Annotated in this window: 20 protein-coding genes and 1 riboswitch; of the genes, 10 read left to right on the forward strand and 10 right to left on the reverse strand. The window is 57.2% G+C overall.

Translation table 11 applies throughout. The features are described from left to right. Window positions 1-13: 13 nt before the first annotated feature. The gene (locus Q8N00_08790; protein MDP2382890.1) at window positions 14-2,617 is read right to left on the reverse strand and encodes an FtsX-like permease family protein; all 2,604 of its coding nucleotides are present in this window, start codon (window positions 2,615-2,617) and stop codon (window positions 14-16) included. A gap of 181 nt (window positions 2,618-2,798) precedes the next feature. On the opposite strand from Q8N00_08790, the gene Q8N00_08795 reads away from it, so the two are divergent. After that, a complete protein-coding gene (locus tag Q8N00_08795) occupies window positions 2,799-3,071 on the forward strand; it encodes a response regulator transcription factor (protein ID MDP2382891.1) in 273 nt (90 codons plus the stop codon). A 2-nt stretch (window positions 3,072-3,073) separates the two neighbouring features. On the opposite strand, the gene Q8N00_08800 is transcribed toward Q8N00_08795, so the two are convergent. Then, window positions 3,074-4,000, reverse strand: coding sequence for a dihydroorotate oxidase (locus tag Q8N00_08800; protein ID MDP2382892.1), 927 nt, complete (start codon window positions 3,998-4,000; stop codon window positions 3,074-3,076). Next, window positions 4,000-4,728, reverse strand: a complete 729-nt coding sequence (locus Q8N00_08805) for an ABC transporter ATP-binding protein (GenBank protein ID MDP2382893.1) — start codon at window positions 4,726-4,728, stop codon at window positions 4,000-4,002. The genes Q8N00_08800 and Q8N00_08805 overlap by 1 nt, the downstream gene beginning before the upstream one ends. A gap of 112 nt (window positions 4,729-4,840) precedes the next feature. On the opposite strand from Q8N00_08805, the gene Q8N00_08810 reads away from it, so the two are divergent. From Q8N00_08810 to Q8N00_08835, 6 genes are all read left to right on the forward strand, one after another. After that, the gene (locus Q8N00_08810) at window positions 4,841-5,662 is read left to right on the forward strand and encodes a ComF family protein (GenBank protein ID MDP2382894.1); all 822 of its coding nucleotides are present in this window, start codon (window positions 4,841-4,843) and stop codon (window positions 5,660-5,662) included. A gap of 3 nt (window positions 5,663-5,665) precedes the next feature. Then, entirely contained in the window at window positions 5,666-6,010 is a 345-nt protein-coding gene (locus Q8N00_08815; GenBank protein MDP2382895.1) for a zinc ribbon domain-containing protein, read from the forward strand. A gap of 110 nt (window positions 6,011-6,120) precedes the next feature. Continuing rightward, complete coding sequence (locus tag Q8N00_08820) at window positions 6,121-6,318, forward strand: helix-turn-helix domain-containing protein (GenBank protein ID MDP2382896.1); 198 nt, start codon at window positions 6,121-6,123, stop codon at window positions 6,316-6,318. 16 nt (window positions 6,319-6,334) lie between these two features. After that, complete coding sequence (locus tag Q8N00_08825; protein ID MDP2382897.1) at window positions 6,335-6,775, forward strand: division/cell wall cluster transcriptional repressor MraZ; 441 nt, start codon at window positions 6,335-6,337, stop codon at window positions 6,773-6,775. 185 nt (window positions 6,776-6,960) lie between these two features. Continuing rightward, the gene (locus tag Q8N00_08830; GenBank protein MDP2382898.1) at window positions 6,961-7,335 is read left to right on the forward strand and encodes a RusA family crossover junction endodeoxyribonuclease; all 375 of its coding nucleotides are present in this window, start codon (window positions 6,961-6,963) and stop codon (window positions 7,333-7,335) included. 154 nt (window positions 7,336-7,489) lie between these two features. After that, window positions 7,490-8,707, forward strand: a complete 1,218-nt coding sequence (locus Q8N00_08835; protein ID MDP2382899.1) for a DUF3391 domain-containing protein — start codon at window positions 7,490-7,492, stop codon at window positions 8,705-8,707. A gap of 42 nt (window positions 8,708-8,749) precedes the next feature. Here Q8N00_08835 and Q8N00_08840 read toward each other — a convergent pair whose 3' ends face one another. The 4 genes from Q8N00_08840 to Q8N00_08855 form a co-directional block, all read right to left on the reverse strand. Continuing rightward, window positions 8,750-9,985 (reverse strand): ABC transporter permease, encoded by a 1,236-nt coding sequence (locus tag Q8N00_08840; GenBank protein MDP2382900.1) that lies wholly within the window; start codon window positions 9,983-9,985, stop codon window positions 8,750-8,752. Beyond that, the gene (locus Q8N00_08845; GenBank protein ID MDP2382901.1) at window positions 9,986-10,705 is read right to left on the reverse strand and encodes an ABC transporter ATP-binding protein; all 720 of its coding nucleotides are present in this window, start codon (window positions 10,703-10,705) and stop codon (window positions 9,986-9,988) included. 126 nt (window positions 10,706-10,831) lie between these two features. Further along, entirely contained in the window at window positions 10,832-12,109 is a 1,278-nt protein-coding gene (locus Q8N00_08850) for an efflux RND transporter periplasmic adaptor subunit (GenBank protein MDP2382902.1), read from the reverse strand. A 158-nt stretch (window positions 12,110-12,267) separates the two neighbouring features. After that, window positions 12,268-12,972 carry a helix-hairpin-helix domain-containing protein gene (locus Q8N00_08855; GenBank protein ID MDP2382903.1) on the reverse strand — a complete coding sequence of 235 codons (705 nt, stop codon included), beginning with the start codon at window positions 12,970-12,972 and terminating at the stop codon, window positions 12,268-12,270. 284 nt (window positions 12,973-13,256) lie between these two features. Between Q8N00_08855 and Q8N00_08860 the strand changes: the two genes are divergently transcribed. After that, the gene (locus Q8N00_08860) at window positions 13,257-14,135 is read left to right on the forward strand and encodes an undecaprenyl-diphosphate phosphatase (GenBank protein MDP2382904.1); all 879 of its coding nucleotides are present in this window, start codon (window positions 13,257-13,259) and stop codon (window positions 14,133-14,135) included. Between the two features lie 192 nt (window positions 14,136-14,327). On the opposite strand, the gene lspA is transcribed toward Q8N00_08860, so the two are convergent. From lspA to nadA, 3 genes are all read right to left on the reverse strand, one after another. Next, entirely contained in the window at window positions 14,328-14,849 is a 522-nt protein-coding gene (gene lspA, locus Q8N00_08865; protein ID MDP2382905.1) for a signal peptidase II, read from the reverse strand. Next, entirely contained in the window at window positions 14,849-17,662 is a 2,814-nt protein-coding gene (ileS, locus tag Q8N00_08870) for an isoleucine--tRNA ligase (protein MDP2382906.1), read from the reverse strand. The genes lspA and ileS overlap by 1 nt, the downstream gene beginning before the upstream one ends. 226 nt (window positions 17,663-17,888) lie before the next feature. Then, a complete protein-coding gene (gene nadA / locus Q8N00_08875; protein MDP2382907.1) occupies window positions 17,889-18,992 on the reverse strand; it encodes a quinolinate synthase NadA in 1,104 nt (367 codons plus the stop codon). A 167-nt stretch (window positions 18,993-19,159) separates the two neighbouring features. Beyond that, a riboswitch (TPP riboswitch) is annotated at window positions 19,160-19,262 on the forward strand. A gap of 94 nt (window positions 19,263-19,356) precedes the next feature. Between nadA and thiC the strand changes: the two genes are divergently transcribed. Then, window positions 19,357-21,270 (forward strand): phosphomethylpyrimidine synthase ThiC, encoded by a 1,914-nt coding sequence (gene thiC / locus Q8N00_08880; protein MDP2382908.1) that lies wholly within the window; start codon window positions 19,357-19,359, stop codon window positions 21,268-21,270. Between the two features lie 148 nt (window positions 21,271-21,418). Then, the gene (locus tag Q8N00_08885; GenBank protein ID MDP2382909.1) at window positions 21,419-22,222 is read left to right on the forward strand and encodes a sulfide-dependent adenosine diphosphate thiazole synthase; all 804 of its coding nucleotides are present in this window, start codon (window positions 21,419-21,421) and stop codon (window positions 22,220-22,222) included. Window positions 22,223-22,313 lie beyond the last annotated feature (91 nt).

Consider the following 22,313-nt stretch of genomic DNA (forward strand, 5'->3'; position numbering starts at 1 on the left):
CTCTAGCTTTTCCCTATTCCTCCCTCAGCCCGTCCACGAGAGGCTGCCTTGCGGCCCAGCGCGCAGGCCAATAGCCTGCTACCAGGGCCGCAGTAAGAGCGAGGGCGACTGCTTGTAGAATCAGTCCACCTGGGATCGTCATCTGAATCGTCCAACCAAATGACTGTTTATTGATCACCTGGATGAGCAGCGTCGCAAGCAACAGGCCTCCGACGACACCCAGCGCCGCCCCGATCAATCCAAGATAGGTCGCTTCCCATAAGACCAATTGCTCTACCTGCTTCGGACTGGCGCCGATCGCCCGCAGTGTGGCGAATTCACGACGACGCTCCAGCACCGCCGTCACCAGAGTATTGATGATGCCCAACATTGCCACCAACACGGCAATGGTTTCGAGAACATAGGTGAGCACGAAGGTGCGGTCGAAGATATCGAGAATCTCCTTCCTCAACTCGTGGTTTCGAATCACAGACGGTGGAACCGTCACGCCATCCATCCCCGAAATATTTGTGAGAATCGACTGCCGCACGCGCTCACGATCGACCCCCGCAGCGAGGTAAATTGGAAATACCGTCACACGCCCATCGTCCCATCGTTGCTGATACCAGTCCCGATCCATCACCATCTTTCCACCGTCGGTCGCGTAATCGTAGAAGATCCCCTCGACGGGCACATTCACTGGTCCTGCCTGCGTCGTGACTAAAATCCTGCTCCCCTCGCGAAGACCGAGTCGATTCGCCAACACTTCCGACAGGAGCACGCCACCGGTCTCGGCGGCTCGCTGCAAGGCCACAGTTGAATCTCCTTGGACCATCAGATATCGGCTGCGCTGTGCATGGAGCCTGAGATCTCGTGAGACCAACGAAACCGGACGGCCTTCTACCTCCACATGCACCTCCCGATAGGTATCGACAGCGGCAATGCCGTCAATCGCCGCCAGGGTTGCACGCCAGGCCCCCGGGAGAGCCCGTGACGCCTGGCCAGACTGCTTCCCATGGGGCCAGGATTGTGGGGCCACGATGAGATCGGCGATGACGGTCTCGTTCACCCAGACCTCGACGGTGTCGCGAAAACTGCGCACCATCACGGCCACACCGATCATGATCGATAGTCCCACCATCAACGCCGACACAGTCACAGCATTCCTGCCAGGATGGCGCGCAGCCTGATCTGCCGCGATATGCCGCAGGCTCCCCCCGAGCGCCATGGCCTTACTCTCTTGGCGAGCGCGCCGCATGCCCAAGGCCTTGATACAGAGTGGCGCAAGACAGGAGAGAGCTCCCAAGAGACAGATCGTCGAGACATATCCGAAGAGGGGCAGACCTCCGACCGGACCCATCAGTGAGCAGAGGCCTCCCAGCAACAACAATGCGAGGCCGATCCACCCGAACAGGCCTGCCCGCAGTTGATGTGCAGATTCATAGTCTCCAGGCGCCAAGGCACGAACCGTCACGGTTCTACCTGCTTCCACACTGGGAGCCAAGGCCCCTATCATCGAGACCACGGTTCCGAGCAGCACCCCCTTCGCCACGGCCACGAACGTCAACATGTCCATCCACATAATCGACCCGTCGGATGCAACCGGCGCATAGAGGTCTGAGATGGTCCGGCTCACGAGCGACACCAACCCTCTGGCTAACCAAACCCCGCCAAGACCTCCCACGAGCCCGCCAAGGAGACCGAGGATCCCTGCCTCCACGAGGAAGAGGCCGACGACCCGTCGCTCCGTCATTCCCAATGCGCGATAGATACCGATCTCACGCCGTCGTTGCGCCACAGCAAAGGCCATCGTGTTGTAGATCAAGAACATCCCGACGAGCAGACCAACCCAGCTCAAGACCGTCAGATTGAGTTGGAAGGCCCGCACCATATTTTCGAGCTGCTTCGTCCGTTGAGCCGGCCGTTGCACAACCATATGGGGCGGGAGCACCGTCCGGACAGAGGCTATGACGTCGTCGAGCGACTGACCGGCCTGCGTCACCAACTCGATCCGGTCCAATCGTCCGATCGCTTGGAACAACCGCTGCGCCGAAGCAATATCCATGATCGCCAACCGATCCCAGAGGGAGGAACGCCCCGCCTCGTCGTGAATAAGCCCTACGACCCGCAGCCGCACAAGACGTCCCCCCGCCGTCACCTCAAGGGTGCTACCGACTCCAAGGCTCCACTCAGCCGCAACCTGACGGCCAAGATACAACGCGTCCGGAGCCAGGAGTGTATCCAGCGCCACCTCAGTGTCAGCCTGCGAGAGCTGGAATCCACGCGTCCCGACCTCCGCAAGAAGATCCAGACCCAAAACCTTCAGCACCTGCCCATGCTGTGCTCCCTGAGCAACCACGACCGTTTCGTCAATGACTGGAGCGGCGCTTGCCACCCCCTCGGCCATGCGGACAGCCGAGATGACGGATTCATCCAGACCGAGATCACTGCCCACAATTTCCAAAGTGGAGGGACCGGCCACCGTCGTGACGGCCTGCTCAAACGACCGCAACACTTGAACGTTCGCCGTCCCGATGGCCACGGAAGCCAACACGCCCAGGGCGACTCCGGCGACGCTGAGCAAGGTCCGAAATGGCTGCTGGAGGCCATGGGAGCGGATCAGAGCGATATTAAGCATAAGTGGTATAGTTCTCTAAGCCCCTGCCTCAGGAGACAACGAATGAACCATGGCCGATGAGGGTACGGAGAAGGATGTCATCCTTCAAGCCAAGACGGAAGCCCTGCACAAATGAGTGGTTTCGTTTACAGAAATATAGACCTTTGCTAGACTTCTACGAGTTGACGATGAGAGGTTCTTGATGGGCGCGAAAACTGCTTTGAGCCGAAAAATCCAGCCGATAGAAGAAGAGATCGATGCCGATCTCCTGACGCCCCGGCAGCGTGACATCCTTCGCCTGGTGTCGATCGGGCATACGAACCGTGAAATTGCGGAAATGCTCGAGATCAGCGTCCGCACCGTGGAAGTGCACCGATTCAACTTGATGCGGCGGTTGAACGTCAGAAATGTGGCTCAGCTACTCCGGCGGGCTCTGCAGCTCGGACTCCTAGCCAGAACGTTCGGCGCGAAGTAGTCCTACAATTCCTTCAGCTTCCCTCTGCAATCCTCCAACTTCGTATAGCCCTTCTTGCCACACTGTGCTGCCAGCTCCCGTTCCAATCGACCAAACACCTCGACCCCTTCCTCAACCAAAATCGTCCCGATCTGCACAGCTGACGCGCCGCAGAGGATATGTTCGAAGGCATCCACGCCATTGACCACGCCGCCGGTCCCGATGATCGAGATGCGGCCTTCGAAGATCTTCCAAAACGCCCGCACGTTGGCCAGCGCAACCGGCTTGATGATCGTTCCACCCAGTCCGCCAAAGCCGCCCTTCGGCTTGATGACGACCTCTTCGCGGTCCGGGTCCACGACCAACCCGTTGCCGACAGAATTAATCAGATTGAGAAAATCGACTCCGCAACGGCCGATCACCTCGCCCATCGCTTTATGATGGGCCGGATCGAAGTAGGGCGGCAGCTTCACACCCATCGGAACCGTAATGACGTTGCGAACGCGCTTCAGCAATCGCTCTGAGGCTTCGGCGTCATAGCCGATCTGAGGTTTGCCCGGGATGTTGGGGCAGGAAAGATTGACTTCGATCAAGTCCGGCTTGGCTGCATTGATGACCGCTGCGATCGTCGGGAAATCGTCTTCGCAAAGGCCTGCCACACTGGCAATCACCGGCTTGCCGATGGCCTTCAACTCTGGAATGAGCGCGGCATAGGCCTTGTACCCGAGATTCGGCAAGCCCATGGAGTTAATGGACCCGCCGGGAAATCCATAGTACCGGGGCGACGGATTTCCTTCACGAGGCTCAACCGTCATCGACTTGGTGACGATGGCGCCGGCACGAGACCGGCCAAGGGCCAACAGTTCTTCACGCGTCACACAGAGCGCCCCCGAGGCGTTCATGAAACAACTGGGAAATCGTACGCCGGCAATGGTGGTCGAAAGATCCATTAGGCTCCTACCGAGACAGGCTCGTGCGACGTTTTCGTCACGAGCTGCCCATCCTTCATAGCCCAGACATAATCAGCGGCCTCCGCAGCCGCGTGACTGTGGGTGACTAACAAAATGGTTTGACGAACATGTCCAACGAGCGATCGAAGGAGCGCGATGATCTCGGCTCCATGCTGGGAATCCAGATTCCCGGTCGGCTCGTCGGCGAGAATGATCTGAGGCCGATGTACGATCGCTCGTGCAATCGCCACACGCTGCTGCTCCCCACCGGAAAGTTCGCTGGGGCGATGGTGCCGCCGTGCGGTCATCGAAACCAACTCGAGCACCTCCTCGACCCGCGATTGAACCGATGCCCCTCGCTCTCCCCTGAGCAACAAGGGAAACGCGACATTCTCCATGGCCGTAAGCCCGGGAATCAAATGGAACGCTTGAAAGATAATCCCGACGGTTTCCCGCCTGACTCTCGTCCAATCGTCGCTGGTAAATCGACTGGTCGATCGCCCTGCGAGAAGGATACCCCCAGAGGTCGGTACATCCAATCCGGCTACCAGATTGAGCAATGTACTCTTCCCACAGCCGCTGGGACCAATAAATGCGCAGAAATCGCCCGTCGCCACCTCGACCGTGACCCGATCGAGCCCGGTGATGGTATCTCCACCGCGTTCATACATTTTCGATACCTGCTCGAGCCTCACCACAGCGATCGACGCCTCCAGCTCCACCCGCACGGCCTACTGCCTTCGTATATCACAACCATTTACAGAGCAACAACCTTGACAGGCCTGGCACATTCTCCTAGAAGAGAGGCCTATACCGGCTGATTGGAGCGCTTCCCCTGCGATGGTACGTAAAGACATACAGGATCGGCTCTTCGGATGGTGCCGTCAGGCTCTCCGGTTTGTGCTGCCGGTAGAATGCCTGGCCTGTGGCCATCCACTCAGCATCGATCCGGTACCCTTCTTCTGTACATCCTGCTGGCAAACGATCCACCCGCTCCGACAACCAGCTTGTGCCCGCTGCGATCAGCCGTTTGTCTCAGAAGCGGCCAGGACCTATACGCCCAACCATCAATGCCAAAACTGCCAGAAACGGCCGCCCGACTTTCAACGGGCCTGGACCCTCTTCCCCTATCTCCCGCCACTGCGGGAAGCCATCTGTTCGTTCAAATATCGAGGCAGACATACCCTGGTCAAACCGCTCGCACGTCTCATGATCAACGCCCTGCCTCGTGAACTCGACGTCGACATGATCATCCCTGTGCCCTTGCACCCAGCCCGCTTACGAGGGCGCGAGTATAACCAATCCCTGCTGTTGGCCGATCAACTCGCCCGACACATGGCCCGCCCGGTATCGAGCACCAACCTCATCAGGATTACCTCCACCGATCCGCAAACCACGTTACCGCGACAGGCACGGCTGAACAATCTCCGGAAAGCCTTTGACGTCCGTCGGCCGCAAGACCTCAGGGAAAAGCGCATCCTCCTTGTGGATGACGTCTTTACCACCGGCACCACGCTGAACGAATGTGCGAAAGCGCTACGACAAGCCGGCAGCGGGCCAGTATTCGCGCTGACCCTGGCCAGAACGGTCGATGCGGCGCTGGTGCCGGATCGACTCTGGGCCGAGCAGGGGATACCGGCACACACACATATAGGACTATGATCCATGCCGCTCTATGAATATCGATGTCTCGACTGTCACAAGCGCAGCACGGCCCTGGTCTTGAGCCTGACCAATCACGCGCCGGCAACCTGTTCCCATTGTCTGAGCCCTCGAGTGGAACGAATGCTGTCTCGGTTTGCCTCCCCGAAATCCGAAGCGGCGCGCCTGGAAGCCCTGGCTGAGCCAGACAATCTTGCCGGGCTCGATAAAAACGACCCCCAGAGCATGGCTCGATTCATGAAGAAGATGGGCGACGAAATGGGTGAGGACCTCGGAAGCGAACTCACAGAGGCGGCAGAGCAGGAAGGAGCCGGCCCTCTCGAATTGGAGGGCACTGACAGTCTGTGACATACATTGTCATGTATTTTCGCTTGACAGATCGCCCCATATTTCCTACCCTGGCAACAGTATCCAAAGCCTCGTGAGGCATATGCATCTCTATCGAGCCAGGTTTCCCAATGGCCAAAGAGCCCAAGAGCGAGCTGATGACGGCGGAGGAGACCTGTCAATACCTCAAGATCACCCCGCGGACGCTCTATCGATATCTACGGAGTCGCCAAATACCCGCCTTCAAGCTTGGGAAAGAATGGCGCTTCGTACGTTCGGATCTGGAGCAATGGATTCGCGATCGAACCAGGACGCCACAAGCCTCGTAAGGAATAGGACTCATTGATGTTTGCCGGCTCATATTCATGCAAAGTCGATGAGAAGGGACGATTTATCGTCCCCTCGCCGATCCGTGAACAGGTCGAATCCGATGGACAAGCTGTCGTCTTCATCAAGGGCCCTGAAGAGTCGACGTTCCTCTACTCCATGAAGGAATGGGAAAAGGTTCTTGAACGGACAAAGGCCTCGCTGGATGAAGAACAGAGCCGGTTGTTCATGCACCACATCGTGTCGGAATCCGGCACATCGGAACTCGACAAAGCCGGACGGATTTTGATTCCTGGCCGCCTCAGAAAACTTATTCCGTTGGATGAGGACCAGGAAATCGTGCTGGTCGGCATGTACCATCGTATGGAAATCTGGAATCCGAGCGACTGGCGTCGTTTTATCGCCAGATCGGAAGAACGATACGAGCAGAACATGTCCAAGATCGTCAATCTCCTGTAAACTGGGCCATGCCCACATTCCGCCGCCAGGCCCAACGTGCATCCGCTCCTCGTACCGTTCGCACCACGTCCTATCGGAACCCCGATAAGAAGATCCCAGTGCCACGAACCTTTTCAAAGACGGCTCCCAGCGCTCCCATGCCTGCACCTCCGTCACCGCAACCAACGACGAGCCATAATGCGATCATGCTCACACTCCCTGTGCCTCCCAGCATCAATCATCAATATGCCACGGTAAACGGCCGACGATTGCTCTCCTCAGTCGGTCGCGCCTACAAGGCCCAAGTCGGGCAACTCGTCTGGCTGAAGTTGGCGCAGTCTGCAGATCGAGCCTCCTTGCTCTCACGATTCCAGTCTGAGTGGCTCGCCCTATCCATCCGGTTCTATTTCACCTCAGCCTTGCGTCGAGACGTCGATGGTGGACTCAAGATTGCGCAGGATGCTCTCTGTGAGGGACTCGGGATCAACGACAATCGCATCGTTGAAACGCACCTCTATAAACACATCGATAGAGACAACCCTCGCATCGAAGTATCCCTGGCCCCTGCCTGCAACTCCTAGCACCATTCGATCCTTCCAGACCCACAGAACTCCTCGTTTTCACAAGAAAATACGACCCCCACTCTGCCTCCCTGAATTCAAGATTCATGCATGGCGAACCGATAAAGAGCTGTTGGATTTTGTCCAATACCTCTCTTTCATGGATAGATACGGCATGCGCAAGCAGATTCCTCTTCGTCAACTTCGGGTTGGAATGTATGTGGCAGGTATCGACTGTTCCTGGTTCCGGAGCCCATTCCTGACACACCGGTTTCTGGTTCAAACGGTCGAACAGATCGAGCGCTTGCGGCGATCCAAGATCCAGTCCGTGGACATCGACACCTCAAAAGGGCTCGACGTCACGTCCCTACCGATTGAGGAAGCAACCCTTCACACGATTGGCCTGCTGACCTCCACCCAAGCACCCCCAAGCCACGACACACCCCGCTCAGTGAGTTCACTGAACCAGGAACTGACGATGGCTCGAGAGGCGCACCAGAAACTGGCTCAATCGGTTAAAACCGTCTTCGACGACATCAGCAAAGCAGGCACCGCAAACCCAGGACTGATCAACGACGCGATTCAGGAAATCACCATCGTCGCACGGACCCTCAGCACCCACGCTGCATTTATGGCGATGAGCCAGGGGCGACAGCTCGATGCCTCTTTCAACAACCATAGTCTCGCCGTCTGCACCCTGTCGATGATACTCGGCCAATCACTGGGCTATGACCTGATGCAACTCCACGAGTTGGCGACCGGCGCACTCATCCATGACATCGGTCTGTTACAACTTCCCCGACACCTATTCCAAACCTCTGCGCCCCTTTCCGGTGAGGACCTCGCAACCTTTCGTCATCATCCAAGACTCGGCGCCATTGCCATCGAGGCACAACGCGGGTTTTCCCAGACCGTTCGCCAAATAGCGGCCGAACACCATGTCGCCCCGGATGGGCACGGCTATCCCTCCGAAGCTTCGGCTGGCTCCACGGCAGAAGCGAGTCGCATCGTGATGATTACAGATCGATACGATGAACTACTGACCGGATTCGGAGGCCTCCGACCGCTGCCGTCCCACGCAGCAGTTCAACAGCTATTCCAAGAAGGAGAATTCGGACGCCTCGACCTGAGGCTTGTATCCGTCTTCATCAAGTTAGTTGGCATCTACCCCGTCTACAGTTTTGTGGAACTCAATACGAAAGAACAGGGAATGATCACCACCGTTAATCCTGCCAGGCTCCATCAACCGATCGTCGCGTTAACCTACGACCAGACGGGCAGCCCCTACCGAAGTCCGATCACGGTTGACCTCTCCAGTCAGGAGCAGTTCCCTCTACGCTCTATTACACGTGTGGTGACATCAGAGTCGAGCGAGACAAGTCGCGCGGCCTAGTGCTGCAGGGCAGGAATCACCGGACTCCAAGCCCCTGCATGACTATTCATACCGAAGCGCTTCGATGGGGTTGAGACGAGCAGCCTTATTCGCAGGGTACAGGCCGAAGAAAAGACCGACCACGAGTGAAAAGAAGAACGAAATCACGATGACGTTACCCGAGATAATGGTTGGCCAGCCGGCGATCAGCGTCGTCAACTTCGCCCCGGCAACCCCGAGTACGATGCCCAACACCCCGCCGACCAGGCTCAACGTCATGGCCTCGATCAGGAACTGCATCACGATGTGATACCGTTTGGCGCCAACCGCCATACGGACCCCGATCTCTCTCGTTCGTTCCGTCACGGATACGAGCAAAATATTCATGATGCCGATCCCCCCGACCAAGAGAGACACGGAGGCAATCGCGAAGAGCATCATCGTCAAGGTCTCACTGGTCCCTTCCTGCACCTTTCCGATATCGACCTGCGTCCTGATCGTGAAATCGTCGAGTTGCTCCGCCTGAAGGCGATGCCGCGCGCGCAAGACCTCTCGAATTTGCGCAGCTGCCATCGGCAAATCATCGACTTGATCGGTCGAGCCGAACATCGCCGCGACAGACCCGATAAACGACGTGCCGAACACCTTACGCTCCGCCGTGCTGAAGGGGATGAAAATCACATCGTCTTGGTCGGAGCCTTGCGATGATTGGCCTTTGGGCGCAAGCACGCCGATGACACGAAACGGGACGTTCTTGATGCGGATCATCGCACCCACCGGCTCTTCGCCTGGGTCAAACAGATTCTCCACAATCGTTTGGCCAACGAGCGCAACGCGGGCGGCACTATCTAAATCCGTCTGGGTAAAGGGGCCGCCGCTCGTAAAGGACCAGTCTCGAATGGTGAGATAGCTGGGAGAGACGCCGTTAATCGTTCCGTTCCAGTTTCGGTTTCCGTACACGATTTGCATGACATCCCGCCTGGACCATCCGGTATCGACCAGCAGCGGGATGCGTTTTTTCAGCTCCAGGGCGTCGGACACGGTAAGCGTGATGGCGCTCCCCTGGCCTCCCCGGACTCCACTCGCAGAGGTGACCCCGGGGAAAATGATAATCACATTCGTCCCCATCGTCGCGATTTGCGCCTGCACGGCCCGCTTGGCTCCCTCACCGATGCTCACCATCGCAATGACCGCCGCCACGCCGATGACAATCCCCAGCATCGTGAGACCGGCACGCATCCGATTTCGGCCCAGGATGCGCAAGGCCGTCATGATCGTGAGCCACACAAATACCGCCATCTAGCCCCCCACCGAGCTGGATATTGGACCGGCCTTCGTTTTACGGTCGCTCAAGATTTGCCCGTCTTTGATCACGATCTCGCGCGCAGCATAGGCGGCGACATCCACTTCATGCGTCACTAGGATAATCGTAATCCCCTCATCCCGGTTGAGTGTTTCCAGGATTCGCATAATCTCCTGACTCGACTGGGTATCGAGATTACCCGTCGGCTCATCGGCCAGAAGCAATGAAGGCGACGTGACCAACGCCCGGGCAATAGCCACACGCTGCTGCTGTCCTCCCGACAACTGCGTCGGGTAATGGTCTTCCCTGCCATGCAGCCCTACCCGTGCCAATGCCTCCGCCGCCTTCGCCCGTTGCTCCTTGAGCGAGAGCCCTCGATAGAACAACGGAAGCTGCGCGTTTTCGAGCGCGCTGGTTCGAGGAATGAGGTTGAAGCTCTGAAAAACGAACCCAATCTGTTGATTGCGAATTCCGGCCAGTTGATCAGCCGTAAGCTGGCCGACCTCGATCCCGTTCAGCCGATAGCACCCCTTCGTGGGTTGGTCGAGGCAACCCAGCATGTTCATCAAGGTCGACTTACCGGAGCCGGACGACCCCATGATGGCCACGAACTCCCCCTGCTCAATCGTGAGGCTCAGACCGCGCAAGGCCTGGACATCCACGTCGCCGACTCGATAGATCTTCCACACATCGTCGCATTCGATCAGCGAGGCCATCAGCGTTTCCCGTGGAGCGTGAAACGTGAAACGGGCGAGAAAAACAAAATATTCATCACGAAGGATGCGGCTGGAAGTGCGAGTTCCTGTAACGAACGACGCTTCACGAGATACGCTTCACGCATCTTACATCCCTCTGGTACGAGAGGAGCCCTTCTGTCCGCCGCTCCCGAATCCAGGAGGTAAATCGCTACCACCCTTTTCGCCTTTAGACCGCTCGATCCCGACAATGACCTGCGTGCTTTCAGCCAACACCTCCGACATGATCTCCGTGGCCACCCCGTCAGAAATACCGGTCTGCACGACAATGGATTCGAGCTCCCCCGCAGGCCCCTGCGTCCACACCTTGCGAGTCGGCGGCATCCCCCCTCTGCCGGCTCCGACTGAGAACTCTGCGCCTTTCGCCTTCGCAGGCTTACCCCCCTGCCCTGGACGATCTGCCTGGCCCACAGTCGGAGGGGTGAATCTCAACGCGGCATTAGGCACTTTGAGCACAGAGTCTCTTTGTGCGACCACGATGGAGACATTCGCAGTCATCCCCGGTTTCAGACGGAGATCTTGATTGTCCACCGCCACGACCACGTTGTAGGTCACGACATTCTGCACATTGATCGGGGCAAGGCGAACCTGACGAATCGTGCCGGAAAATTGATACCCCGGATAGGCATCGACCGTGAAAGTCGCCTCTTTCCCTTCGGCAATCCCTCCGATATCCGACTCGCTGACGTTGGTATCGACTTGCATCTTCGTGAGGTCCAGCGCGATTAAGAACAGATTGGGTGTAGCAAAACTCGCCGCAATCGTTTGACCGACTTCCACATTTCTGGCCACCACGATCCCGTTTACCGGCGACCGGATCACGGTATATTTCAATTCCAACTCAGCTGAATTCAGCACCGCCTCAGCCTGTTTTACTTGCGCCCCTGCCACATTGACCTGCGCTTCAGCCCCCTGGAAATTTGTTGCCGCAACGTCGACGTCGTTCTCAGAGACGAACTGTTGTGCCACCAAAGATTTCACCCGATCGAGTTCTCGCTTGCGTTGCGCCAAATCGGTCTTAGCTCTTGCGACATTCGCTTTCGACATCTCAAGATTGCTAGAGGCCTGATCGCGACGGGCTCTGAAGGGCTCCGGATCGATCAGTGCGACGATGTCGCCCGCTTTGACCACCGAATTGAAGTCGGCATGCAGGCTCTTGATCATGCCGGAGACCTGCGTCCCGACCTGAACAGAGACGACCGGATTGATCGTTCCCGTTGCGGTTACCAGGGAAATCACCGGTCCTCGCTCAACCATGGCGGTCCGGTAGCGAACCGGGACTTTGCGCTCCCCGTTGAAGAAGACATACCCTCCGATGACTAAGCCGATAGCCAGAACCCCAATAATCAGTACAGCACGACGCATCGACTTCTTCTCCAATTCCCTCACCTATGTAGATGGCATTGTATCAACAAGACGAGGGGGAATCACCTGCCAGAACGGTCCCTCTCCGTGCAGAAAAAGAAACAGGCCGTCCACCAATGAGGCGGACGGCCTGGCAATTTGAGTCGCAAGGACTCCGATTAAGGACTGACGCTGATGCGATCCTTGATCATATCGAACGTTTCCTTGGGCATGACGTTTTTCGCGACTAACTCACCCTTCACCCGATACGGACGATTCGTCACAATCCTGTCCGCCACATCTTTGGAGAGACCAAGTACAAGCACCATGTCGCCGACAGATGCCTTATTGACGTTCATGGAAGAAGCCATGGCCTGCGGCGCGTTCACCGCCGGGGGAACAGGGGAGGCTACGGAAGGGGCGCTCGGGGACGGCACGGCATGCGAGAGGCCTCCCGCCACAGAACGGGACTGATCTTTGAGCTCTTTCTGATAGCGGGCCACCAGAGCCTTGAGCGTATCGTTGTGCCGCTTCACATCCTCGTATTCATGACGCACCGCCTTGTTCTGCAAGGCCAGTTGCTTCGCGCGATCTTCAAGTTCTTTGGTCCGGCCCTCGACACTTCCACGCTCCTTGTCACGGCCATGCTGAATTCGCTCAAGCTCATCATGCGCAACCTGCGCTTCGTTCCCGAACTTCACATTGAGATCCTTGAGCGTCTTGACCTGCTGTTCCAACGCATTCTTCTGCGACCTAGTCCGCTCCAACTCCGACTTCGCCGTATCAACATCGACCATCGCCTCTTCATATTTCTTTTGACTGACACAGCCGACCATTGCGACTGCGCCGACCATCACCACCACCGTCATCCATCCTGACTTCATACGAACCTCCCCTTCCACTGAGCATGGTATCGATAACAGATGTCGGCCAGCGCGCCTTATCCCTCAGACCTGTGGCATATGCAGCGCGCGATGCCTCAACTACGTACAATGTCTGTGTATGCCAAGCCTCTCACTTTGTCAACAGATTAACGGATCCACCGTCACGGCACCTCATCGAGAACCATCTGCGACGATTCATCGACCTGCTTGACGGACCGGCGCCACTTTGTGAATATGCCTAAGGTTCACCGTCAATCCCGTAACCTGTCTCAGAAAGACGATTCATGAACGAATGGGGTCCTGGGCTCGCGACGATTTTGGGTATCGTGGAAGGGCTGACTGAGTTTCTACCCGTCTCTTCGACCGGCCACTTAATTCTTGTCGGCCATGTCCTTGGCTTTGAGGGAGATCTCGCGTCCAGCGCCGAGATCTCGATCCAACTTGGCGCCATCCTGGCCGTCATCGCCTACGAACGACACAAACTCGCCTCCATGGTCGGACAGGCCGGCCGGGAGCAACAAGATGCCGCCGCCATGATCCGAACGCGTGGTACAACTCCGTGGACAACCGTACTGAAGAAATCCTGGGAGGTTCACCGGAATCTCTGGTTTCTGCTTGGACTCGGCCTCGCCTTCTTACCGGCAGCCGCCATCGGCTTCCTGACCCATAGCTGGATCAAGAGCCATCTCTTTACCCCTCAAACCGTGGCGGCCTCCTCCATCGTTGGAGGGCTGATCATTCTCGCCGTCGAAGCGCGCCGCAGCCACATACGGGTTCAACAGCTCGAACAGGTCGATCTGCCGTCGGCATTCTGGATCGGTGTGGCGCAGTGCGCCTCATTGCTCCCTGGCATGTCCCGATCGGGATCCACGATCATTGGAGGACTCTTGGTGGGACTGGACCGGAAAGTCGCCACGGAATATTCGTTCTTTCTCGCGCTTCCGACCCTGATCGCCGCAACCTGCTATCAAATGTGGAAATCGCGGGACATCTTCCGGCAGGAAGACTATCTGGCACTCGGGGTCGGGATGTTCGTGTCGTTCATCGTCGCCTGGGTTGTGATCGCAGCCTTCCTCACCTTCGTGAAGCGCCATACCCTCCGACCGTTTGCCTACTACCGTATTTTGATGGGCATTGCCGTCTTCTACATCTTCGGGTTCTAGCCGGCTGCTGAAAAAGTCCGCCAGCTTCGTTCTCGGCTTATCGAAATCCTCAACGTACCCCTGAGGGTACGCTTCCGGTTTCGACTCGCCTGCGGCCTTGCTGGACGGACTTTTTGAGCAGCCTACCCGCCACAATGCGCAGACGATCGAACGACCATTCCATTTAATGTGATTTTCCCGAAAAGCGTCTGTCTAGGAAGCAGGAGGGAGCTGTTGTGGCAACAACGGCGCGTCTTGCTTCTCGAAAGCAAAGTGGATGATCAAGAAGACGACTCCCACGCTGATCGCCGAATCGGCGACATTGAACGCCGGCCAATGGTAGGAGCCCACATAGACATCGAGAAAATCGATCACCTCGCCATACCGTAATCGGTCGATCAGGTTCCCGATTGCCCCGCCAAGAATCCCGGCAATACTCAGCTGCCCCATCCAATCCTTCTCCGGCAACCGGTAGAGGATCGTTCCCAGGAGGCCCAGTGCGAAGAGCGACGTGACCCCGAAAAAAACCATACGAAACGCATTGCTACTGCCGGCCAGTAACCCGAACGCCGCACCGGGATTGCGAATATAGGTCAGGCTGAAAAAGTCAGGAACGATCGGAATGGATTCATGCAGCCGCATCGACTCGACGATGGAAAGCTTCGTCGCCTGATCGGTCACGATAATTGTGCCGGCGAGCAAGGCCAGGAGGAGATAACGAAGGGGCCGCGACATTACTGTACCGCCTCCACACAACGTTCACACAGGGTTGGGTGGCTCAGGTCTTTACCCACCGCATCGCGATAATTCCAGCACCGTTCGCATTTTCCGAAAGAGGACTTCGTCGCGGTAATCGCCAGCGAGCCTTTGGCCTCCCCGCCGGAGATCAATTTGACCTGCGAGACAATGAAGACCGTGGTCAAATCATTGTGATAGGACTGAAGAAACTCGTAGGCGTCAGCATCGGCTCGAAGCTCCACCGCTGCCTCTAGTGAAGAGCCAATCACTTTATCCCGCCGACTTCCCTCCAGCACGCCCTGCACCTGCGTACGATAGCCCAACAGCCGCTCCCATCGCTGGGCCAACTCGGCATCCTGCCAGTGAGGCTGAACCTCCGGGAATGTACTCAAATGGACACTGCTCACTCCAACAGGGCTTCCCTGCTGCGTGGCCAACGTCCGCCAGATTTCTTCTGCCGTAAAGCTCAACACCGGCGCCATCAGCTTCGTCATGGCGATGAGGATCTCGAACAGTACCGTCTGCGATCCTCGACGCAAAGGCGAATCTGCCCGGAACGTATACAGACGATCTTTCAGAATATCGAGATAGACAGAACTCAGATCCACCGAGCAGAAGTTGTTGAGCGCATGGAAGATCGTATGAAACTCGAAATCGTCATAGGATTTCCGGACACGCGGGATCAGCTCACTGAGCCGATGCAGGGCCCAACGATCCAACTCTGGCAACTGCTCGTAGGGGATGCGGTCCTTCTCCGGATCGAAGTCGTACAGATTGCTCAATAGAAAGCGGCAGGTATTTCTGATCTTTCGATAGGCCTCGACCATATGGGTCAGGATTTCTGGAGAAATCCGGAGATCGTCTCGATAATCCTGCGCCGACACCCACAGACGCAGGATCTCTGCGCCCGATTGCTTGATCACATCCTGCGGCGCGACGACGTTGCCCGCCGACTTGGACATCTTCTTACCCTGCCCATCTAGGACAAATCCGTGGGTCAGAACAGCCTTGTAGGGCGCGCGACGATCGGTGACGACCCCGGCCAGCAAGGCGCTGTGGAACCAGCCCCGATGCTGATCCGATCCTTCGAGATAGAGATCGGCCGGCCACCACTTGCGTGGTTTCAAGACCGCGGCGTAACTGACGCCAGACTCGAACCAGACGTCGAGGATATCCCGTTCCTTCTCAAAATCCGCCCCGCCGCACTTCGGACAGGCCGTGCCCTTGGGCAATAGATCGGCCGCCGATTGTTCGAACCAGACATCGGCCCCTTTGGATTCCATCAAGGTCGCCAGATGCTCGATCACGGTCGGATCGGCCAGCACAAACCGGCAGCCTGTACAGGTAAAACCGGGAATCGGCACGCCCCAGACCCGCTGCCGCGACAAACACCAATCGGGACGGTTCTGAATCATCCCGTTGATTCGATCGCGGCCGTAAGCTGGAATCCAACGGACCCGCTCAATCTCCGCCAACGTCTCCTTCCGAAGGTCGTTCGTCTCCATCGACACGAACCACTGTTCGGTGGCGCGAAAGATGACGGGATTTTTGCAACGCCAACAATGCGGATAGGAATGGTTCAACGTCCCATGGCCCAGCAACCGCCCGTTGGCCTGGAGAAATTCCACAATCTTCGGATTGGCCTTCAACACATGCTGGCCGGCAAATTCCTTCACGATCTCGGTAAAGCGCCCGCCATTGTCGACCGGCGCCAGGATCTCTAACTTTTCCCCCGCTGACGCCTTGGCATTGTGTTCCAGGACGAGGATGTAGTCTTCCATGCCGTGGCCGGGCGCAATATGGACGCAACCGGTCCCCTGATCGAGCGTCACGAAGTCGCCGAGCAGAATCGGTGAAAGACCAGTCGTCAGGGGCCGTTGCGTCTCAAGACCTTCGAACCCCTCTTTCCCCTTCTTCACCCCGAAGACTCGTACCCCTTCGAGCTTGCAGCCCTTCGCCATACTTTCAACAAGCTTCTCCGCCACGATCAGCACTTCGTCGCCGACCTGGACGAAGGCATAGTCGATATCGCCATGGAGGCAGACCGCTTGATTGGCTGGAAGGGTCCAGGGGGTGGTCGTCCAGATGACGACGGAGACGAGCTTGATGCCGGCGGGGAAAGAGATATCGGGGAACGTCTTGCTGAGGGCCGTGGGCGACGTGACCACAGGAAACTTCACATAGATCGAGGAAGACGTATGGTCTTCGTATTCCACTTCCGCCTCGGCCAAGGCAGTTTGGTCCGCCGTGCACCAGAGCACCGGCTTCAGTCCCTTGTAGACGCCGCCCCGCTCCACGAATTTTCCGAACTCACGAATGATCGTGGCCTCATAGCCGGAATTCATCGTCAAATAAGGACGCTGCCAATCACCCAAGATCCCGAGCCGCTGAAACTCCTCACGCTGAATCGTATAAAACTTCTCCGCATATTCACGGCAAAGCTTACGAATGGCCGGCGTATCGAGCGTCTTTTTCTTATCCCCGAGTTCCTTGAGGACCTGATGTTCGATCGGCAGGCCATGACAGTCCCAGCCCGGTACATACGGCACTTGATAGCCGGCCATCGTCTTCGATTTGATAATGATATCTTTGAGGATCTTGTTCAGCGCGTGACCGATATGAATCCGGCCATTGGCGTACGGTGGTCCATCGTGCAAGACATACAGCGGCCGGCCTTTCCCCGCCTCCTGAATCTGTTCATACAGACGTTCCTGTTCCCACGAAGCCAACAACTCAGGCTCCCGCTGCGGCAGGTTCGCCTTCATAGGGAAATCGGTCTTAGGGAGATTGAGCGTTGCTTTGTAATCCATAACCTATTCTATTCTCTCTCGAAAATCTTAGGCGCGGGTGGAGTCAGGGGTAGGAATATACCGGAATGGCGACCGGGGCACCAGCCCATAGCTGTGATGCGGGAGCGTCAAAAACGTCTTCCAGCAAGGCCGCAGCGAGCGAACATGCGAGGCGTACCCTTGCGGTACGTTGAGCCTGTGAGCGATGCGAGAACGACGCTGGAGGCGTTTTTCACGCTCCCGCTAGCTAGCTGACGGCCATCATCCGGTCTAGCGCAATCTTCGCCCAATGCTTCTCATCATCCGGCACCACAATATGGTTTACCACGTGGCCCTCGGCAAGGTTCTCCATCGCCCAGCAGAGATGCGCGCCATCGATCCGGAACATCGTCGCGCATTGACAGACCGTGGAGGAGAGAAAGAACACCTTCTTATCGGTCAGGTCGCGCTTCAATCGATTGACCAGGTTCAATTCGGTTCCCACCGCCCAGGCCGTCCCGGCAGGCGCATCCGTCACCGTGCGGATAATCAATTCCGTGGACCCGGACAGGTCCGCTTTATTAACCACATCCTCGTGACATTCCGGATGGACGATCACCTTTCCATCCGGATACTGTTTGCGGAAATTGTCGATGTGCACAGGCTGAAACATCTGGTGCACGCTGCAATGGCCTTTCCAGAGAATCAGCTTGGCTCGCTTGATCGCCTCGCGTGTGTTGCCCCCGTTAGGTTGAAAGGGATCCCAGACGATCATCTCTTCTCGCGGCAGCCCCATTTTGTTGGCCGTGTTGCGGCCTAGATGCTCGTCCGGGAAAAAGAGAATCTTCTCACGCCTGGCCCAGGACCATTCCATCACCGCCCTCGCGTTAGAGGAGGTACAGGTAATCCCGCCATGTTCGCCGCAAAAAGCTTTCAGGACGGCAGCAGAGTTCACATAGACCGCCGGCATGACCATCTCTTCCACAGAAAGAATTCGTCCCAGCTCCTCCCAACATTGATCGACCTGTTCGATGGCCGCCATATCCGCCATGGAACAGCCTGCTGCCATGTCAGGAAGGATCACGGTTTGTTTGGAACGGCTCAGGATGTCAGCGGTCTCGGCCATGAAGTGCACGCCGCAGAAAACGATATAGGGCCGCTCGGACCGCTCGGCTGACAGCTTTGACAATAACAGCGAATCCCCGCGAAAGTCGGCATGCTCGATGACTTCGTCCCGTTGATAATTATGGCCCAGGATCATGACCCGGTCACCGAGCACACGTTTCGCCTCAACCGTCCGGCGGAACAGTTCCTCCGCAGACAATTGCTGATACTCTGTGATCGGCCTGGGAATCGTTGATAATGTTGGCATAGTTTCCTCAGCTCAAGAACGTGGAGAATGATTCTACGTTAGGGCTCCCCCACAATCAATGAACCAGCCATTGCGAGGAAGTCCTAGGCCCTCAATGGTCCACTCGGTTGGGCCACGGTAGGCCTAATACCCCGTTGACAACGAAGGGGGCCGGCGATACGATTCTCCTTCGAAGCTAGGGGAGCCATACGGCTGAGAGTCCGCCCGAACGGACGACCCTCAGAACCTGAACTGGGTAATACCAGCGTAGGGAAGCGAGAACAACCTGGTATCGTTGATCTCTGCCGCACCCCTTAGCCTCAGGTGCGGTTTTTTTATTTTTGACCATCGAACACAGTTCACGTTTTGGAGAAAGGATCTCCGCATGAGCAACCAACCAATCGGCAATGGATCGGCAAAGAACAACGAACACACGTCTACCGGATCAGCCTTGACGACCACGCCATTCCCTGCCTCGCGCAAAGTCTACGTGCAGGGAACACAGGCCGGCGTAAAGGTCCCGATGAGAGAGATCAGCCTGACCCCCACCAAGGCGATGAACGGGGGCCTGCCCATCGCCAATGAACCGATCACGATCTACGATACCTCCGGCCCCTATACGGACCCGAACGTCACCATCGATGCAAAGGCAGGTTTGGCGCCGTACCGCAGAAACTGGGTACTCGGCCGGAACGATGTGGACGAGCTCCCGGATATCTCCTCACAGTATGGCCGCCTGCGGGCTGCCGATCCCAAGCTGGACGAACTCCGGTTTCAGCATATTCGCAAGCCGTTGAAAGCCAAACCCGGCATGAACGTGACCCAAATCCACTACGCCAGAAAAGGCATCATCACACCGGAAATGGAGTTCATTGCGATCCGGGAGAACCAATCCCGCGAAGTGGCACGTGAGCTCGCCTCACGAAACGGGCACGGCGGCGGGGTCACCCAGCACCCGGGCCAATCATGGGGCGCCAGTATTCCCTCTGCCATTACTCCGGAATTTGTCCGCGATGAAATCGCCCGTGGCCGCGCGATCATCCCGGCCAATATCAACCATCCGGAAAGCGAACCGATGATCATCGGCCGCAACTTCCTGGTGAAAATCAATTCCAACATTGGCAACTCTGCGGTCGCCTCCTCCATCGAAGAAGAAGTCGAAAAGATGATCTGGTCCATTCGATGGGGCGCCGACACGGTGATGGACCTTTCTACCGGCAAGAACATCCACGAAACCCGCGAATGGATCATTCGCAATTCACCGGTCCCCATCGGCACCGTGCCGATCTATCAAGCGCTCGAAAAAGTCGGCGGCAAAGCCGAAGACCTGACCTGGGAACTGTTTCGCGACACCTTGATCGAACAGGCGGAACAAGGCGTCGACTACTTCACCATCCATGCTGGCGTGCGCTTGGCCTACGTGCCGATGACAGCCAAACGCATGACCGGCATCGTCTCACGCGGTGGAGCGATCCACGCGAAGTGGTGCCTCGCGCATCACGAGGAAAACTTCACGTATACCCACTTCGAAGAAATCTGCGAGATCATGAAGGCCTACGACGTCTCGTTCAGCTTAGGCGACGGGTTGCGCCCCGGCTCCATTGCGGATGCCAACGACGACGCACAATTCGCCGAGCTGGAGACCTTGGGAGAATTGACCAAGATTGCCTGGAAGCATGATGTCCAAGTCATGATCGAAGGCCCTGGCCATGTGCCCATGCACATGATTCAGGTCAACATGGAAAAACAACTGAAGGCCTGCCAGGAAGCGCCCTTCTATACGCTGGGACCGCTCACGACCGACATTGCCCCGGGCTACGACCACATCACCTCCGGCATCGGGGCCGCCATGATCGGCTGGTTCGGCTGTGCCATGCTCTGTTATGTGACGCCCAAAGAACACCTGGGTCTCCCGGACCGCGAGGATGTGAAGACCGGCGTCATCACGTATAAGATTGCCGCCCATGCAGCGGATCTGGCCAAGGGCCATCCAGGCGCGCAGATCAGAGATAACGCGCTCTCCAAGGCCCGCTTCGAATTCCGCTGGGAAGACCAGTTCAATCTGTCGCTCGATCCGGATACGGCCAAACTCTTCCACGACGAAACCTTGCCGGACAATGCCGCAAAGGTCTCGCACTTCTGCTCGATGTGCGGACCGCATTTCTGCTCGATGAAGATCACGCAGGATGTCCGGGACTATGCCGCGCAACTGCAAGTCGATGAGCACAAAGCGATTCAAATCGGCATGAAAGAAAAAGCAGAAGAATTTAAAAAAACCGGCTCCGAGATTTATCGATAGAACAAGCGAGGATGCTCAAAACGGTCATCCAACGAGGCCCGAGGTGATTCGAAACCGGAGGCGTACCCTCAAGGTACGTTGAGGATTTCGATGAGCCGAGAACGAAGTTGGTGATCGTTTTCAGCATCCGTTGAACGGAGAACACAGAATGGCAAAGCCCCCAACACCAGCCCCACTGCGCGAACGAGACATCACGCGCCAAATCGCGCGTGAGTACTACAAAGAGTTCGATCAGCTCATCGAAAGCGATGTGATCATCGTCGGCGCCGGCCCTTCCGGCTTGATCTGCGCCCATGACCTGGCCGAAATGGGATTCAAGACCGTCATCGTCGAGCAGAGCCTCGCCCTGGGAGGCGGTTTTTGGTCCGGTGGATATCTGATGAACAAAGCCACCATCTGCGAACCGGCCAATAAAATCCTCGAAGAAATCGGCGTGCCTTGCAAGAAGATCACGGAATGCGAAGGCATGTACATGGTCGATCCCCCGCATGCCACCGGCGCGCTGATCGCCGCAGCCTACAGGGGCGGGGCCAAGATCATGAACCTCACGCGAGTGGTCGACCTGATTATTCGGCGCGATGCGGTCCTGGAAGGGGTGGTGGTCAATAGCACGACGGCAGAAATGGCCGGCCATGACATCATCCACGTAGACCCCATCGCCCTCGAAAGCAAGATCGTCGTGGATGCCACAGGCCACGATGCCATCGTCGTGGAGCTCCTGCACAAGCGGAACCTTCACAAGGCCATCCCCGGCAACGGGGCCATGTGGGTCGCGCAGTCTGAGCAAGAAATCATGGACCGCACCGGCGAAGTCTATCCCAACTGTTTCGTCATCGGATTGGCCGTGGCAGCCGTATACGGGACACCCCGCATGGGCCCGGCATTCGGCTCGATGTTGCTCTCAGGTCGCTATGGCGCAGAGTTGATTAAGAAGAAGCTAAAGAACGAATAGTCAAACCCGTCTCCCGCGGCTTCTCAAAAAGGTCTCCAGCAAGGCCGCAGGGAGTGAAATCGACGAGGCGTACTATTTCAGTACGCCGAGT

The organism is Nitrospirota bacterium, from assembly GCA_030684575.1.
Lineage (GTDB): Bacteria > Nitrospirota > Nitrospiria > Nitrospirales > Nitrospiraceae > Palsa-1315.

Bases quoted from the DNA above. Each gene is read 5' to 3' on its own strand.
- Q8N00_08790 (MDP2382890.1), bottom strand. From the start codon at position 2,617: ATGCTTAATATCGCTCTGATCCGCTCCCATGGCCTCCAGCAGCCATTT.
- Q8N00_08795 (MDP2382891.1), top strand. From the start codon at position 2,799: ATGGGCGCGAAAACTGCTTTGAGCCGAAAAATCCAGCCGATAGAAGAA.
- Q8N00_08800 (MDP2382892.1), bottom strand. From the start codon at position 4,000: ATGGATCTTTCGACCACCATTGCCGGCGTACGATTTCCCAGTTGTTTC.
- Q8N00_08810 (MDP2382894.1), top strand. From the start codon at position 4,841: ATGGTACGTAAAGACATACAGGATCGGCTCTTCGGATGGTGCCGTCAG.
- Q8N00_08815 (MDP2382895.1), top strand. From the start codon at position 5,666: ATGCCGCTCTATGAATATCGATGTCTCGACTGTCACAAGCGCAGCACG.
- Q8N00_08820 (MDP2382896.1), top strand. From the start codon at position 6,121: ATGGCCAAAGAGCCCAAGAGCGAGCTGATGACGGCGGAGGAGACCTGT.
- Q8N00_08825 (MDP2382897.1), top strand. From the start codon at position 6,335: ATGTTTGCCGGCTCATATTCATGCAAAGTCGATGAGAAGGGACGATTT.
- Q8N00_08830 (MDP2382898.1), top strand. From the start codon at position 6,961: ATGCTCACACTCCCTGTGCCTCCCAGCATCAATCATCAATATGCCACG.
- Q8N00_08835 (MDP2382899.1), top strand. From the start codon at position 7,490: ATGCGCAAGCAGATTCCTCTTCGTCAACTTCGGGTTGGAATGTATGTG.
- Q8N00_08840 (MDP2382900.1), bottom strand. From the start codon at position 9,985: ATGGCGGTATTTGTGTGGCTCACGATCATGACGGCCTTGCGCATCCTG.
- Q8N00_08845 (MDP2382901.1), bottom strand. From the start codon at position 10,705: ATGGCCTCGCTGATCGAATGCGACGATGTGTGGAAGATCTATCGAGTC.
- Q8N00_08850 (MDP2382902.1), bottom strand. From the start codon at position 12,109: ATGCGTCGTGCTGTACTGATTATTGGGGTTCTGGCTATCGGCTTAGTC.
- Q8N00_08855 (MDP2382903.1), bottom strand. From the start codon at position 12,972: ATGAAGTCAGGATGGATGACGGTGGTGGTGATGGTCGGCGCAGTCGCA.
- Q8N00_08860 (MDP2382904.1), top strand. From the start codon at position 13,257: ATGAACGAATGGGGTCCTGGGCTCGCGACGATTTTGGGTATCGTGGAA.
- lspA (MDP2382905.1), bottom strand. From the start codon at position 14,849: ATGTCGCGGCCCCTTCGTTATCTCCTCCTGGCCTTGCTCGCCGGCACA.
- ileS (MDP2382906.1), bottom strand. From the start codon at position 17,662: ATGGATTACAAAGCAACGCTCAATCTCCCTAAGACCGATTTCCCTATG.
- nadA (MDP2382907.1), bottom strand. From the start codon at position 18,992: ATGCCAACATTATCAACGATTCCCAGGCCGATCACAGAGTATCAGCAA.
- thiC (MDP2382908.1), top strand. From the start codon at position 19,357: ATGAGCAACCAACCAATCGGCAATGGATCGGCAAAGAACAACGAACAC.
- Q8N00_08885 (MDP2382909.1), top strand. From the start codon at position 21,419: ATGGCAAAGCCCCCAACACCAGCCCCACTGCGCGAACGAGACATCACG.